This window comes from Micromonospora sp. Utrum1, assembly GCF_057197805.1.
Map to the genome: position 1 here is coordinate 5,078,778 of NZ_CM170071.1, position 15,856 is coordinate 5,094,633.

The 15,856-nt window shown below is 67.9% G+C and carries 9 protein-coding genes and 2 pseudogenes; 4 read left to right on the plus strand and 7 right to left on the minus strand.

Annotation, left to right across the window (positions count from 1 at the left end):
- Positions 1-7: 7 nt before the first annotated feature.
- The 4 genes and pseudogenes from AC0OLQ_RS23890 to AC0OLQ_RS23905 form a co-directional block, all read right to left on the minus strand.
- Positions 8-247, minus strand: a pseudogene (locus AC0OLQ_RS23890) (nucleotidyl transferase AbiEii/AbiGii toxin family protein); the annotation flags it as partial.
- Positions 207-899, minus strand: a complete 693-nt coding sequence (locus tag AC0OLQ_RS23895) for a hypothetical protein (RefSeq protein WP_484528133.1) — start codon at positions 897-899, stop codon at positions 207-209. The gene AC0OLQ_RS23895 and the pseudogene AC0OLQ_RS23890, both read right to left, overlap by 41 nt.
- Before the next feature lie 393 nt (positions 900-1,292).
- The gene (locus AC0OLQ_RS23900) at positions 1,293-2,318 is read right to left on the minus strand and encodes a hypothetical protein (protein WP_484528134.1); all 1,026 of its coding nucleotides are present in this window, start codon (positions 2,316-2,318) and stop codon (positions 1,293-1,295) included.
- A gap of 481 nt (positions 2,319-2,799) precedes the next feature.
- On the minus strand, positions 2,800-4,440 hold the full coding sequence (locus tag AC0OLQ_RS23905) for a RecQ family ATP-dependent DNA helicase (RefSeq protein ID WP_484528135.1): 1,641 nt from the start codon (positions 4,438-4,440) through the stop codon (positions 2,800-2,802).
- Positions 4,441-4,600: 160 nt separating this feature from the next.
- Between AC0OLQ_RS23905 and recD2 the strand changes: the two genes are divergently transcribed.
- Together recD2 and AC0OLQ_RS23915 are read left to right on the plus strand one after the other, a co-directional pair.
- Positions 4,601-6,820 (plus strand): SF1B family DNA helicase RecD2, encoded by a 2,220-nt coding sequence (gene recD2, locus AC0OLQ_RS23910; RefSeq protein ID WP_484532413.1) that lies wholly within the window; start codon positions 4,601-4,603, stop codon positions 6,818-6,820.
- Positions 6,821-7,380: 560 nt separating this feature from the next.
- Complete coding sequence (locus tag AC0OLQ_RS23915; protein WP_484528136.1) at positions 7,381-7,704, plus strand: hypothetical protein; 324 nt, start codon at positions 7,381-7,383, stop codon at positions 7,702-7,704.
- Between the two features lie 163 nt (positions 7,705-7,867).
- Here AC0OLQ_RS23915 and AC0OLQ_RS23920 read toward each other — a convergent pair whose 3' ends face one another.
- Positions 7,868-8,263 (minus strand): hypothetical protein, encoded by a 396-nt coding sequence (locus AC0OLQ_RS23920; RefSeq protein WP_484528137.1) that lies wholly within the window; start codon positions 8,261-8,263, stop codon positions 7,868-7,870.
- A 777-nt stretch (positions 8,264-9,040) separates the two neighbouring features.
- Positions 9,041-9,193 (minus strand): hypothetical protein, encoded by a 153-nt coding sequence (locus AC0OLQ_RS23925; RefSeq protein WP_484528138.1) that lies wholly within the window; start codon positions 9,191-9,193, stop codon positions 9,041-9,043.
- Between the two features lie 232 nt (positions 9,194-9,425).
- On the opposite strand from AC0OLQ_RS23925, the pseudogene AC0OLQ_RS23930 reads away from it, so the two are divergent.
- Positions 9,426-10,660 (plus strand): annotated as a pseudogene (locus tag AC0OLQ_RS23930) (IS3 family transposase).
- Here AC0OLQ_RS23930 and AC0OLQ_RS23935 read toward each other — a convergent pair.
- On the minus strand, positions 10,635-11,417 hold the full coding sequence (locus AC0OLQ_RS23935; RefSeq protein WP_484528139.1) for a LysM peptidoglycan-binding domain-containing protein: 783 nt from the start codon (positions 11,415-11,417) through the stop codon (positions 10,635-10,637). The pseudogene AC0OLQ_RS23930 and the gene AC0OLQ_RS23935 sit on opposite strands and share 26 nt — an antisense overlap.
- A 1,102-nt stretch (positions 11,418-12,519) precedes the next feature.
- Here AC0OLQ_RS23935 and AC0OLQ_RS23940 point away from each other — a divergent pair.
- Positions 12,520-15,552 (plus strand): galactose oxidase-like domain-containing protein, encoded by a 3,033-nt coding sequence (locus AC0OLQ_RS23940; protein WP_484528140.1) that lies wholly within the window; start codon positions 12,520-12,522, stop codon positions 15,550-15,552.
- Positions 15,553-15,856 lie beyond the last annotated feature (304 nt).

The window sequence follows — 15,856 nt, forward strand, 5'->3', positions numbered from 1 at the left end:
CGGTCAGCCCTTCGTCGGTGGTGAATGGGAGGACCAGGCGCCGTCCGTCGGCGCGTTCGTAGGTCCAGATGCCGGTCGTCTCCACGCGGTCGGGGTCGAGGCCGGCGCCTGGCCGGTCACGCAGGGCGGCCAGGATGCCGGCGAGCATGGCCTTCGCCTCCTCGCTGTGGATGCCCATCGAGAATGGGGTCACGACGAAGTCGACGTCACCGGGCTCCCGGGCGGCGGCTCCGAACCACGCGGACATCGTGACGCTGCCCCGGCAGGACCAGATGGCCAGCCCAGGGTGTGTCAGCGATGACGGTGATCATGTGTCGCATCGCGGCACGACGGGCGGTAAGCCACCGTCGACCGGTATCGGGATCGGAGAACACTGGTTCACCGGCACGGTAGGCGTTGTCGTACTGCTTCAGGGCGGGGTCGAACGCGGCCCGCTGCCGTACGCCGGGCTGGGCGGGCAGTGGCTGGTAGGTGTTGGGGTAGCCAGGGGTGCCGGCGGATGCCGAGCGCATCTTCTCCTCCCTGGCCAGATGCCATACGTCCGGCCCGGACTGGGCCAGCCAGCCCGCGTCGAGCTCGATCCGGTCGTCGAACACGACGTACTCCTGCTCGACGGCGAGGATCTCCCAGCCGGAGTCCCGCAGGGCCGCGACGAGGGCGTCGAGCCGAGCCCGGGCGGCATCGCGCCCGACCCGGTGGCGCCGCTGAGTGACGAACCGCTCCTGGCGCCCGTCACCGCGTGTGCGCCGGGCGTTGCGGGACAACCGCGCGCCGTGCCGCTCGGCCACCGCGGTCACCGCCACCTGCCTAGGAACCCCTGCGGGAAGCAGAAGCTTGACATGGTGCTCGAAGTACCGGCCGGCAGGTTGTGCGACCGCCTCCTCGTCGGTGACCGGCACACCACGGCGCAGCCTCGATCTTCATCCGGGCACTGGGCAGACCGGCCGCCCGCAGCCGTTTCCTCCACCGCTCGGCAGCATCACGCTGCTGTTTCAAAGAGCCCGACCCCACGAAGGTCAGCATCGGCTGGGACGCTGTGTGGCCCCGGTCCAGCAGCACATGGGTGTACTTCAGCCCGTGCTCCTCGGCGAAGTCCGCCAGCTTGCCGGCGTCCCGCTGGTGGGCGGTGATGTGGACCTCGAAGTCCCCGCTGACATCGTTTGTGAGACCCGCTTCGGACACGCCGCCACGGTACGTGACGGCTGCGACCAGGATTCAGTCCCATACACCATGCCATGCGGGATCGCTGGCTGGTGTAAGCTTCGCAGCGGCAGCGCTGTGGTTGGCGCGGTTCAGCTCTCGGCGAGGGTGATCCGGACTGCGAGCAGGTGGCCGGCAGCATCGCGGTCGACCTGGACCGGGAATATCCCATCGCCCCAGCTGGTCATGGCGAAGAAGATCTGCGCGTCGCCGAGGCGCAGGGCGCCGCTCTCCGTTTCGCTGGCCCGTACCTGGCGCATCACCTGCCAGTGGTGGGAGTGCGGCCGGAAGTCCACCGCCAACCCCCGGCCGGGCTCGGCGTCCCGCCACGCCTGCACCGTCATCGCTCGTCGGACGGCGGAACGGATCGGCAGGTCCGTCCAGCCGTAGCTGCCCTCATCACCCGGCGTGGTCAGCGGCGCAGCGGTGAATTCCTGCGCCGCCGCCGGCGCGTCGACACCCCAGAACGCCACATCGGCGAGGCCGTCCAACGGCTCCTCGTGGCGCCACAGATCGAGGGCGTCCCCGTCGGCGAAGGCCAGCCGGGCCGCGTCGACACCGACCACGCCCACGTCGACCGTGGATGCAACCGGCGCGTCACCTACCCGAAGAATCATCTGGGACCAGCCATCCCACGGCCCGTCCGAGCGTTCCGCTTCCACCATGACGGCCTTGCAGGGAAGACCGTCCACCGCCACCGCGGGCAGACCGAAGACTCTGAACCCCGGCTGGCGTTCGACCGCACACCGGCGGGCCCGCTCCCGGTGCGGCACCTGTGTCTCGGAGCGCTCTAACGCAGCCGTCCACCCGTGTTCCCGGCAGTGACCGGCGAACCGATCCACCCAGTCGTCGCGACGCGAGGCGGGAATGTCGTAGTGATACCGCCCGGGCCGAACCTGGAACGACGCCCCCGCGCGCTCGGCGTCCGGGCCGACCACCATGTAGTCCGCTGCCCCGGCAACCTCAGCCAGCAGGTCGGGATCCTCGATCCCAAGACCGCGCGGATCCAGCTCGTTCGGAGGTCTGCTTCCGGACCACATGCCGAGCATTCCCCCGTCGATGATGACCAGTTGGCCAGACGGGCACCGGACTTCGCCGAGCGTGACGATCTCTCCCATGGCGCGGCAGTCTACGGACCCGCCAGGCTTCGGCCTCCCCTGCCGGTCTTGACGCCGCCCACAGCGGTGGATGCGCGAGCGTGAATCGGCTCCAGGGCATGACCAGCGTGACTGACAGACACAGCACAGCCAGTCACGAACGCAACGAACCCCGCGAGGGTGAGCCGGCAGATTCCCGCGAGGAGCTGTTGGACCGCCACGACATGATCTGCCACCGTGACGAATTACCCACGGCTGCTGGCGCGCCTCACCCACCGGGCTCGCGAGGACGCACCGGCGCTACAGCTTCCGGGCGCCCTGCCCGCACCACTGTCTCGCCATCGGGATCGCCAAGGCCGAACAGCGCCTGGGCTTCCCACTGCACCCGCTGCTGGCCGCGATCCCCGCCAGGCGTTGTGCGCACGATGCCGATACTGCGGCAGGGCACCTACTTCACGTACTGATGACTGCAGCATCGGCGGCGGGCGAGAAGGTTAGCCGGTCAGCGGCGATTCGCCTCGAGTGCCAGCAGGCCTTGCGCCTGCACGACGGAGACTGACAGGGTCTTGTAGCCGACATCGTCGAAGAGCACGGTCATCCGGTCTTTCTCGTATCCGAGGACCATGCCTGATCCCCATTTGGGGTGCCGTACGGTGCTGTGCAGTGGGTACGGCCCGTTGTCGGGGAGCGTCTCGGAGCTGCCGCCGTGGCAGTTGTCGCAGTGCCCGCAGGGGTGGCTCACCTGCTCACCGAAGTAGCCCAGCAGCGACTGCATCCGGCAGCCCCGGCTCTCGGCGAAGCGCCGCATCATGTCGGTGCGGGAACGCTGCCCGGCCTGATAGCGGGCGTACTCCGCCAGCGCCTCCCGAGCCGCCTGATCCGGTAGAGGCGCATACGGAACGACTCTGAGCTCACCCCTGGAGCCCGTCGCCACCGCACCGGCCTGCTCGAACAGGCTGATGTGGCTGGCGATCTTGCGCGGGCTCAGGCCGGTGGCCTTCGCCAGCGCCGTGCGCGTCATCGGGCCGGTATGCAGGGCGGCGGCGACCGCGCGCAGCTCTTGCAGGTCGGGCGCACCGCCAGCGAAGAAGCGTTGCAGGGCGACGTCCTCGGCGCGGTAGAGCAGCAACGCCCGGGCCGGCTCACCGTCGCGCCCTGCCCGCCCGATCTCCTGCAGGTAGCTGTCGGGTGAGTCGGGCAGCGCCACATGTGCCACCCAGCGGATGTTCTGCTTGTCGATGCCCATGCCGAACGCCGACGTGGCGACCATGATCGGTACCCGGTCGGCGAGGAAGTCCTCGTGGCGGCGCTGACGCACCCCGGCGGCCATGCCCCCGTGGTAGGCCTGCGCGGGATAACCCGCATCGGACAGCCGTTGCGCGAGTTCCTCGGCGCCACGGCGGGTCGGCACGTACACGATGCCGGGTGAATCGGCCTGCCTGAGCAGGGTGAGCAGTCTGCGCCAGCGGTAATCCTCACTGGGGCAGTGCAACGCCGCCACAAAAAGATTCGGTCGGTCCAGTCCGGAGAGCACCAGCCGCGGCTTGCGCATGCCGAGCCGCGCGATGATGGCGTCCTGCACCGGCGGCGATGCCGTGGCGGTCAGCGCCACGATGGGCGGGCGGCCGAGGTCACGGATGAGGTGGCCGATCGTCAGGTAGTCGGGGCGGAAATCGTGCCCCCACGACGAGATGCAGTGCGCCTCGTCTACCGCCACCAGCGCCGGGCGCAGCGCGCGGACCTCGGCCAGCCGCTGCGGCGAACTGAGCTGCTCCGGCGTGATGAATAGGAACTTCGCGGCACCCGAGCGCAGCTCGGCCAGCGCCGCCTCCTGCTTGCTCGGGCTCTCCGCGGAGCTGATCCGAACCGCCCGCAGCGCCGGATCGCCCCGCTCGTTGAGGTTGGCGATTTGGTCCTGCTGCAATGCCAGCAGCGGTGAGATCACCACCGTCGGGCCGGGCAGCAGCGTGGCGGGAACCTGATACACAGCAGACTTCCCGCCGCCGGTGGGCAGCACGACCAGCGCGTCGCGGCCGGCCAGTAGCGTGCGCATCGCGCGCATCTGGGTGGGGCGCAGCTTCTGCCAGCCGAAGCGCCTACGGGCGGCGCGGCGTAGCCGCACGGAGCGAAGAAGAAAGATCATCACCGGGCATGCTAACCAATCACACACACGGGCCTGGGTCATCCCAGGGTCCGTTGTACGTCTCGTCCTCGGCGAGCGTGCCACCTCGCCTGCGTTTGGCGAGGGCATGCGGGCCGCCAGCGGCGAACCGGGTGGCAGCTGCCCATCGCGAGGCGGCACGATAGTCGCCGTGACCGCCTCTGCCCGTCCGCCGCTGGCTGTGCTGGAGGCGGTGCTGGAGCGGTTGACCTATGTCAACGAGGAGACCGGCTACACCGTCGCCCGCGTGGCTACCGACCGGAGCACCGATCTGCTGACGGTGGTGGGTGCGCTGTTGGGCGCGCAGCCCGGGGAGAGCCTGCGCCTGTCCGGGCGGTGGTCGTCACATCCGAAGTACGGCCGCCAGTTCGAGGTCGACTCCTACACCACCGTGTTGCCGGCGACGATCCAGGGCATCCAGCGCTATCTCGGCTCGGGTCTGGTCAAGGGCATCGGCCCGGTCTTCGCCGAACGCATTGTGGCTCACTTCGGCTTGGACACGTTGCGGGTGATCGAGGATGAGCCTGCTCGGCTGGTGGAGGTGCCCGGGCTGGGGCCGAAGCGCACGGCGAAGATCACCGCGGCGTGGGAGGAGCAGAAGGCCATCAAGGAGGTGATGGTCTTCCTGCAAGGCGTCGGGGTGTCGACGTCGCTTGCGGTGCGGATCTTCAAGCAGTACGGCGACGCGTCCATCGACGTGGTCACGAAGGAGCCGTATCGGCTGGCCGCGGACGTGTGGGGCATTGGGTTCAAGACCGCCGACACCATCGCCCAGGCCGTCGGTATCCCCCACGACAGTGCCCAGCGGGTCATGGCCGGCCTGCAGTACACCCTGTCCGAGGCCACGGACAACGGCCACTGCTATCTGCCGGCTGAGCAGCTCGTCGCCGACGCCGCGAAGATCCTCGACGTGCCCGGCGACCTCGTGGCCCATTGCCTCGACGACCTCGCCGCTGACGAGGGCGTCGTCCGCGAGGTCCTACCGGGCTCCGACGGGGAGCCGGTGCAGGCGGTGTACCTGGTGCCGTTCCACCGCGCCGAGCAGTCCCTCGCCGGCTCTCTGTTGCGCCTGCTCAACGACAAGCCCGACCGCCTGCCCCACTTCACGAACGTCGACTGGGGCAAGGCCCTGGCCTGGTTGAAGGCGCGCACCGGCGCCGACCTGGCCCCGGAGCAGGAACAGGCCGTCCGCCTGGCGCTGACGTCGAAGGTGGCGGTGCTGACGGGCGGGCCGGGCTGCGGCAAGAGCTTCACGGTCCGCTCGATCGTCGAGCTCGCCGCCGCCAAGAAGGCCAAGGTCACCCTTGTCGCCCCGACCGGCCGCGCCGCCAAGCGCCTGTCCGAGCTCACCGGACATCCCGCCGCCACCGTGCACCGCCTGCTGCAACTACGTCCCGGCGGGGACACCTCCTACGACCGGGACCATCCTCTGGACGTGGACCTGCTCGTCGTCGACGAGGCCTCCATGCTCGACCTGATCCTGGCCAACAAGCTCGTCAAAGCCGTCCCACCCGGCGCGCACCTGCTCCTGGTCGGCGACGTCGATCAACTCCCCTCCGTCGGTGCCGGGGAGGTCCTGCGCGACCTGCTCGCCGCCGCGGCTGTGCCGCGGGTGCGGCTGACGCAGATCTTCCGCCAGGCCGCCCAGTCCGGCGTCGTCACCAACGCCCACCGCATCAACGCCGGCCGCCCGCCCCTGCTTCAAGGCCTGTCGGACTTCTACCTGTTCGCCTGCGACGACACCGACGCCACCGCCGCCCTCACCGTTGACGTCGCCTGCGCCCGCATCCCGGCGCGCTTCGGCCTCGATCCGCGCCGGGACGTGCAGGTCCTCACCCCCATGCACCGCGGCCCCGCCGGAGCCGGAGCCCTCAACACCCTGCTGCAGCAGCATCTGACCCCGCACCGCGAAGGGCAGCCGGAGCGGCGGATGGGCGGGCGGGTGTTCCGCATCGGCGACAAGGTCACCCAGATCCGCAACAACTACGACAAGGGTCAGGCCGGCGTCTTCAACGGCACCCTCGGCATCGTCACCGCCCTCTCCACGGAGGAGCAGACCCTCACGGTGCGCACTGACGAGGACGAGAGCATCGACTACGACTTCGACGAACTCGACGAGCTGGCGCACGCCTACGCCATGACCATCCACCGCTCTCAGGGCTCGGAATACCCCGCGGTGGTCATCCCCCTGACGACCAGCGCGTGGATGATGCTGCAACGGAACCTGCTCTACACCGCCGTCACCCGCGCCAAACAACTGGTGGTGCTCGTCGGCTCCCGCCGAGCCCTCGCCGCCGCGATCCGCACCGTCAGCGCCGGACGCCGCCACACTGCCCTTGACCACCGACTCACCCGCCTGTGACACCTGCCGGTGGGATCGGTTGAGCAGGGCGCGGCCGGGGGTCACAAGAGTTGTGGGCGACGGAACGCCGAGCGCCCCGCCGGCTTTGGCCACCGCCGACCGGCACGTGTTCCTGACGCCACCCGACCGTGGTTTCGCCGTTGTTGGCCTTGTGTGGAGGCGGCGAGAGGCGGAAGTTGGCCGCCACCTATGCTCGCCGCCATGGCCCGACGTCTCGCCGCTTCGGTGGCTCTCCTCGCCGGGCTCGCCCCAACCGCCGCCTGCGACCCGGCGCCCGCCACAGGCGAATCGACGCCGACACCGCCCGCCACGGCCCTGGTCGCTCCCGCGCCCACCGATGGCGGCGCCGCCCGAAAGCTACGAGACCGGTACGCCGCCACCCAGCGCCTGGCCGGACTGGCCGAAAAGCCCGCCTGCAAGGACGAAAAGCTCGACTCCGACGGGGTGGCCTGCGGCCGACCGCGACCCCTGCTGAGCCGACGCCTGGTCGCAGTGGCGCACGTCTTCGGCACTCCAGACGGCACCGCGTCGAGGAGTTCGTTGAGGTCACCCAGGAGACCGTGGTCTACCCGACCGACCCGGTGGCGGCCGAGGCCGTACGGCAACTATTCGATCTGTTGGAGACCTGCGACCGGGACGTAGAGGCGGGCCAGGTGACCGACGGGCAGGCCGCTGCCGACCAGCCGGCCGCGGTCGGCGTGCCCGGCCGAGCGGTGACCGCCACCATGAAACTTCCTGACGGCACGCCCTTCCCCCACCGCTACCGCTGCCTGCACCACGGTCGCGTGGTGCAGTGCGTCGCGGTCTGGACTCGCTCGACAGAGAACACCGCAGCCTGGTTCGAGAAGGCGATCAGCGCAACTGGAGAGGGGCTGCGTGCCTGAGGACCTCCCTGGGGACGGGGCGCGCTGGCGGGCAGCGGCGGCAACCCTGGCCAGCAGACTGGCGAAGTCGGCACGCTCCGGGCTTTACAGGGAACACGGGCCGAACGTAATGACAAGTATGTTGCGGTTCCGACATCCGCTGCTGCGTGTCGCGCCCAGCGGCTCAGCACATCGTCCAGTCCTCGACGCTCAAAACTAATTCCTCGGCGCGGCTGGTCGGGATGTTGTGCCGTTTGGCGATCTCCGTCAGTACCGCTTCCTCATTGATTTCGACGTCGCTCTCGGTTGCCTGGTTCAACTCAGTGTTGAGCACGTATGCCTGCTCCGTCGGGACCTTGCAGGTGTTGGGCTGCGTCAGCTTGTCCCGGACGACGGTTTGATTGAGCCGGTAGCCTCGCCAGGACGCGGCGTCTCCCTTGGCGGCGTCCGACCAGCGCCCCTCTGGCGCCCATTCGTAGACCGCGTAGCTCGGCACGACCTCACGCCGGTCATAGGTGACCACGATCGACAGCGCCTGCCATCCCTGACCTCGATGGCTCTCAACAATCTGCGACGCCACGTCAGTGACCTGCCGGCCGGTAACGGGATAGACGCGTAGTTCCACCCGGAGGGCGAGACGACGAGCTCCGGAGCCGGCGCCGACGTCTCGTCGTTCAAAGACTTCGTAGGCAGCTGCGGGATGTTCAGGCCTCGCTTCGCGAGTTGCCGCTGCCGGGGGCGTGGTAGCCGTAGCGGTAGGTGAGGTACGCACAGTGGAGGTGGAGGCGGGCTCCGGCGTGCGGGCGCTCGGTGAGGGTGCCGGTTCGGTAGCAGGGCTGGCCGGAGCAGGGCGAGGGAGCGTGGGGTCGCCGATGATCAGACCAAGAGTGGCCAGGCCCGTTCCACCTACGCAACACATGAACAGCCCACCCACGACCACCACCAGCAGGACGAGGCCCACCCTTGCATTTCGAGATGGGGTCCCTGCGGCCACGGCTGGTACCAGTGAGGGCTCTACGGCCGACAGTCCATCGGGTCCAGGCGGCTGTTGCGCTGAGGGCTCAGGCGGACCGGGCATCTGCGGCACGGCATCTCCAGTGAGAGGGCGTACCGCGATTGTCGCCGCCGCCGCGGCCCCGCGCGCTCCGTCGAACAGCGGAACCATCAGCCCCACAACGGCACGCGCGTCCGTCGAACGCCTACTGCGGCGGGCCAGCCGAGTCCATGAACTCGATATAGCTACTGATCCACCTCAGCGGTAAGGGTTGGACCGCCGTCCTGCCATGCCACTGGCGCCGGTGACCGGTCGTGCTGTGCCGACATTCGCCCGGGCTGGGTCAACCCGGGGCGAAACAGCTCAGGCAACCAGGAATCGGGTCGGCTCGCCCAGCACCATGGCCGCCCGGTCCAGGTCCGCCAGTCGGGCTGCCAGGGTCGCCGTGGCAAGCCGTGTCGGCACGGCGGCGTTGAATTTGAGTCCGACCAGCGCCTTCTCGTCGACCTCCGGCAAGCACAGCCGATCAGCGGCTGCTGGCCAACCTGGCCCTGTCGGTGCTGGACGAACACATCGCCCAGACCCCCGGCGGGCCGGGCAGCACCCCAAGCCAGCGGGCCACCCGCCGACGCAAAGGCCTGGGCTCGGTCGGGCCGGTGGTGGCCGTGTCGCCTGTGTTGTCGCTGCTGCTGGGGGTGTCCCGCACCGGGTTTGATGGAGACATCGAAACCTGGGAGGAACACCAGCGATGCCCGCACCCAAGAAGTACAACGATGAGCTGCGTGAGCGTGCGACGCGGTTGGCGGTCGAGGCTCGCCGGGATCCGGCGTCCGCGGTTGGAGCGATCCGGCGGATCGCCGGTCAGCTCGGGGTTCATCCGGAGGCGTTGCGGACGTGGGTGAAGAAGGCCGAGACCTACGCCGGTGAGCGGTCGGGCATCACCAGCAGCGACGCGGAACGCCTCGCCGTGTTGGAACGGGAGAATCGTGAGCTGCGGCGGGCGAATCAGATTTTGAAGTCCGCGGCGTCTTTCTTCGCGGCGGAGTTGGACCGTCCGTCGCGATGAAGGTCGACTTCGTCGACTCCCAGCGGGTCGAACACGGTGTCCAGCCGGTCCTGCAGGCGCTCGAAGACACGCCGGCACAGATCGCACCGTCGACCTACTACGCCGCCAAGACCCGCCCGGCCTCGGCCCGGTCGCGGCGCGATGAGGAGCTGACCGCGATGATCGAGCGGATCCATGCGGAGAACTACGGTGTCTACGGCGCTCGCAAGGTGTGGCACGAGCTGCGCCGCCAGGGCGTGCCGGTGGCCCGGTGCACCGTGGAGCGGCTGATGCGTGAGTCCGGGCTGCGCGGGCTGCTGCGCGACAAGTCACCACGCACGACCCGGCCCGCAGCCGAGACCGGCCGCCCCGGTGACCTGGTCAAACGGGACTTCACCGCGGAACATCCGAACCAGCTGTGGGTCGCCGACCTGACCTACGTGCGCACGAGTGTGGGCTGGGTGTACGCCGCGTTCATTCTCGACGTGCACTCCCGCATGATCGTCGGCTGGCAGGTCGCCACCAGCCTCTACACCGACCTGGCTCTCGACGCGCTGAAGATGGCGATCTGGCGCCGCGAGAGCCAGGGCGCTGACCTGCGCAAACTGGTCCACCACTCGGACCGGGGAGTCCAGTATCGAGCGATCCGCTACACCCAACGACTCGCCGAGGCCGGCGCCGTCGCCTCGGTCGGCTCCAAGGGCGACTCGTACGACAACGCGATGGCCGAGGCGTTCAACTCCCTCTACAAGGCCGAACTCGTCCGCAACACCGGCCCGTGGCGCGGGCTCGACGACCTGGAGATGGCCACCGTCGAGTACATCGACTGGTACAACAACCGCAGGCTGCACGGCGAGCTCGGGCACATCCCGCCCGCCGAACACGAGGCACTACACGCGATGACCCAGCCGGTCACCGCACCCCTGAAAACCAGCTAACCAACTCTCCATCAAACCCGGGGCTTGACAGGGCGCAGGTGCCGCCGGTGGTGGGTGTCGGTGTGTGCGTTGGCTCGGCCGGCGTGGTTGTGATTGCCCCGGCCGTGGCGGGCGTGGGTGCCGGGGGCGGCAGATCGATGGTCGGTGGAGGTGTCGGCGCGGGGGTGTCCGGGTCGTCGGGGGCTGCCGGTGGCGGGGCGGGTCGGGGTTGGTGTGCGGCTGGTGGGGCGGCGTCGTCGGGCAGTGTGAGCGTCCAGCCGGGGTAGATGATGTTCGGGTTGCGCAGCGTCCCGCCGGCGTGGGTGAAGTGGGTGCCGCGGTTGAGGGCGAAGATTTCGGGCCAGCGGTCCGGGTCGCCCAGCCACTGTGCGGCTATCTTGGAGAGGGTGTCGCCGCGCTTGACGGTGTGGGTGTAGGTGCGGCCGCCCGCCACGAGGGTCAGCTCTTGGCTGCTGCTCGCCGGGCGGGTGATCTGGGCGGCCGACCTTGCTTGGGCCGCTGGTTGGTCGTTGTCGGGGGTGGCTCCGGCTGCCGGGGCGGCGTGGGCGGGGGTGCCGGCGGTGGCCGTGGTGACGGCGGTGGCGCCGGGCAGTGCCGCCGTCATGCCTTGGACGGGGCCGGGCAGGTGGAGTGCGGGCAGCCGGCGCAGGCGGCGAGCCAGCGTCGTGTAGGCGCGAGTAAGGGCGGCGGTTGCCAAGAGCAGCCACAGCGGTATCGCCCCCATGTAGGCGAGGGCGATGACGAAATCCGTGGTCAACGGTTGGTGAATCCACTGCCGCACCATGGCCACGGAGGGCGGCCGAGGCCTACACAAACCGACGGCGGCGAGACAGGCGGAACAGGCGGCCGTGGACACGATGGAGGTAGTGAGCGCGGCGATGCTGGCTGATCTGGACGGCACAGGAGCTCCTGACCTTGCTGGCTGCCATTACCGCCGGTCAGGACCGGCAGCGACGAGCGCACTCCGGGCCGCGAGGGCCTGGAGGATGGCTATCGGCTGGGATGCGTTGACGCTACGGCCGCAGCGTCCTTCACGGACTGGGGCGACGGCTAACAAGCCCTCACACGGACTCACACGCCCTTACAACCGCAGGCCACGGGCGCTGCGGCTCTTTCGCTCGCTTTCAGGACCAACAGCCATGGCAAGGCACGTCGGTGCTTCACCTCCTGCGGTCTGCTTGGCGTCCTGGTCGCTTGCTCGGTGGTGGCCTTGATCCCGCCCCAGCGGGTGAGCACGGTTGGCTGGGGGGGTGTAGGCCCGGTCGACGATTACCTGGTTGGGGCGGCTGTGCGGGCGGCGTGCGCGGCGAGGAGCATGGACACCCGCCGGTACCGGCGCGAACGCGGGCTGTAGCCGCGATGCCCGGCGGTCAGCACCATCGACAATGGCCTGGCGCCCTGCTCACAGGCCAGGTGCAGCCTTCCTCCCACCCCGCCATGGGAGCGCCCCAGCGCGCGATCCGGCCAGCTCGTGTGCCGACTCCGCCAGGACGCTCTTGCTGCAGGTCGGGGCCGCCTACGGCCCACTGTGTCGATCAATGATGATCTTCAATCCCGAACGGGTTTAGAAACCGCGCATGCTAGCTCATGCTTGTCAGCTTTGTCCTCGTTCCGCGCTTCCCACCCCTCCCCCTAGATCGAATGCGAATATGACCTACTGCACTGGAAGGGCCCGTTCTCGTAAGTTCCACGAGAGGGCGGGCTGTCGGCGGCAGCACCCATCCCCGCTGTCAATGACGCATCTGCCCCTGTAGGCACTCATGCAGCCAGCCGCCCCGCCATCGGCGACACGGTGGCGGGGGCGTGAGGCGGCCCGAGCACCAGTCATGAATATTGTGCGAAGACTTCAGGAGGTCTCCATGCCCTGGTCTGCGGTGATCTCGTCGGGAGACGTCGTGGCAATACATGCTGCGCTTGTCTCAACGCCCAATGGCGATGGCGAGATCGTTCTATTCGGTGGCGACAACCATTATCACCAGGGACAGTTGGATGGCGACATTCACCATGCTGCGCGCTTCAGCTGTCGCAACCCGACGCTACCCCTTGGCTCCGTCATGTCGCCACCCGCGGACGTTTTTTGCTGCGGCCACGCGTTCATCGGCGACGGGCGTCTACTCACGGCCGGTGGCACAACGTCGTTTGGCGTAGACTCACCACCGCCTCACGCCGCACACGGACACTTTTCGGGAGACCGGCAGGCCTCTGTCTACATCGCCGCGACGAAAGCTTTCACCGAGGTCGCCAGCATGGGATTCCAGCCTGGCAAAACCTTCGGGGGAGGGCGCTGGTATCCGACGTTGTGCACGCTCATGACTGGTGAGGTGCTCGCCGTCGGCGGTCATCCCAGAGGCGATGACGCGCGTCACACCAATAATCGACCGGAGCGTTACCAGCCACTGGTCGATCGCTGGGTCCTTCTCGCCGAAACGGGAGCAGCGGACGATGACGAGCCGGATAACTATCCGCGCCTGCACGTCCTTCGCGATGGAACGGTGTTCGTATCATCAAAGCTGCAGGGTAATTCGGGCTGCGTCGTCATGAATCCCTGGACCAGCCATCGACGCGAGGTGTGTGACCTGCCTGATGACGCATACCACCGCTTCGACAGCCCATCAGTGCTCCTTCCGCTGACACCACGGGACAATTATCGGCCGCGCGTCCTGCTCTGCGGTGGGCTCACCTCCCAGATCGCCGACCTCGGCGACGAGTCGCCAGAGTGGGCCCCAGTTCCCCGCCATGGTTCGACAGCTGCACGCGCGCGACCCACGGCCTGCGCGACGATACTCCCGACCGGTGACGTACTCATGAACGGTGGTTCTCTGGGCGGGGTAGGGGTGATGGAGCCTGAACTGTACTCGACGCCGCTTGATCACGCCGTCGGCGCCCCATCGTACGTGGGCGGTCCAGGAAGCTGGAGAACACTCCCCGAGCCGGCGACCGTCGTCCGCAATTATCACTCGACAGCGCTACTCATGCCCGACGGTCGTGTTTGGACAGGCGGCGGGAATAAGGAGGACGAGCCGACCCAGCCCTTTGGTTCCCCGCCCTTGGAGGAGCAGAAGAGAATAGAGATTTTCGACCCTCCGTACCCGGCTGGTAGCCGGCCGAGCATCACAAAATGCCCAAGGGCCATTGCCTACGGCCACAAATTCCCGATCGAATCACCTGGGGCCGCGCAGATCCGCTCGGTGACATTGTTGCGCTGCGGCTCGTCAACGCATGCGTTCAATCCAGATCAGCGGTGCGTCTTCCTGTCGTTTACCATGGAGTCTGGGGACCGGTTGCTTGCAACAGCACCTCCCGACGGGGCAGTCGCACCTCCAGGCGAGTACATGCTTTTCCTCGTGGACAAAGAGGGGCGACCGTGCCAGTATGCGACGTTCGTGCGGGTAGGCGGCAAGAGGTCTCTGCTGCCGGAGCTTGCGGACAAGTCCGTGCTGGCGGACAGCAGCGGGGCGACGCCGGCGTTGGCGTCGCACGGTGGGCGGCTGTTCTTGGCCTGGAAGGGATCGAGCAACCCGCAACTGAACCTCATGTTCTCAGATGACAACGGCGCGACATTCCGCGGTAAGAGGGTCTTCGCCGATACGAGCCCCTACGGTCCGGCCCTCGCCTCGCATGCGGGTCGCCTGTGGCTCGGCTGGGCAGGTGAAGGAGACGAAAACCTCAACGTCGCCAAGGTAAGCCTGATGGCTAATACCGCAGGGGGAGTCGGTATCGAGGGCCTTGAGGACAAGGTCGTTTTGGGAGACAGCAGCGGGGCGACGCCGGCGTTGGCGTCGCACGGTGGGCGGCTGTTCTTGGCCTGGAAGGGATCGAGCAACCCGCAACTGAACCTCATGTTCTCAGATGACAACGGCGCGACATTCCGCGGTAAGAGGGTCTTCGCCGATACGAGCCCCTACGGCCCGGCCCTCGCCTCGCATGCGGGTCGCCTGTGGCTCGGCTGGGCAGGTGAAGGAGACGAAAACCTCAACGTCGCCAAGGTAAGCCTGATGGCTAATACCGCAGGGGGAGTCGGTATCGAGGGCCTTGAGGACAAGGTCGTTTTGGGAGACAGCAGCGGGGCGACGCCGGCGTTGGCGTCGCACGGTGGGCGGCTGTTCTTGGCCTGGAAGGGATCGAGCAACCCGCAACTGAACCTCATGTTCTCAGATGACAACGGCGCGACATTCCGCGGTAAGAGGGTCTTCGCCGATACGAGCCCCTACGGCCCGGCCCTCGCCTCGCATGCGGGTCGCCTGTGGCTCGGCTGGGCAGGTGAAGGAGACGAAAACCTCAACGTCGCCAGAGCGACTCAGTCGCTCCTGTCCGAGATCCGGTGGCCGCGCCGACTGATCAGCTCGATTGGCGAAGACATTCCAGAGAACGCGCTCGGCGAACCCAACGAGACGAGGTACGTTGTCCAACCAGGCTCACAGGCGATATTTGGAGAGTTTCACGGCAGGCACTATCCGGACCTCATTGAGCTGCTAGGCGCTGACACAGTGATGCCCGAAGGAGATTCCGTGAGCCGGGAGGACCTTTTTCACGCCGATGTTGTCGCCTTCGAGCACAACGGAATCATGCCGGTGGATGGCGGTGGCTGGGAGAGCTGCGACTGGACCTTTACTGACGGCGTCACGACCGTCTCCGTAGGTTGGGACGGACGCGCCGGTGTCGACCGCGATCCCCACATCATCGCGAACGGCAGCATCCACGGATCAGACTTCAAGAACTACTTCGAAATCACGAGCAGCGACCAAGTGGTCTCGTTCCTGCTGTTCAGACTTCCTGAATTGAGAACAGACGATCCGAAGTTCACGATCACGATCGCCGGCAGGTCACCCGGCGCCGGTGAGGAGCACACGCCGGACGTCGATGCAATCGGCGTGTTGGCCCGCGGTTACTGAGCCCAGCTACGTTGCGGCACGGCGATCAGCAAGGCGCCGGCGAACGGGAACACCCTAATTCTCGTACCTTGTAGAAACGCCGCCCAGGCTGACCGCGAGGGCAATGCTGTAGTCGTCCATCGGCACCTTGGCCAATGGTGTGGAGGGCCCAACCCACCTACGAAGCACGGCCTAATGGCTTAGCGAGGCGCGTTGCTGCGGTCGATCTGATGGAGCATGTTGCTGGGGCGAAGCCCGGCGATGCTGAGCCGGCGGCGATAGGTGTCGAGCAGCCCGGCCGCGGCGGCATTGTGATCCAGTGCGG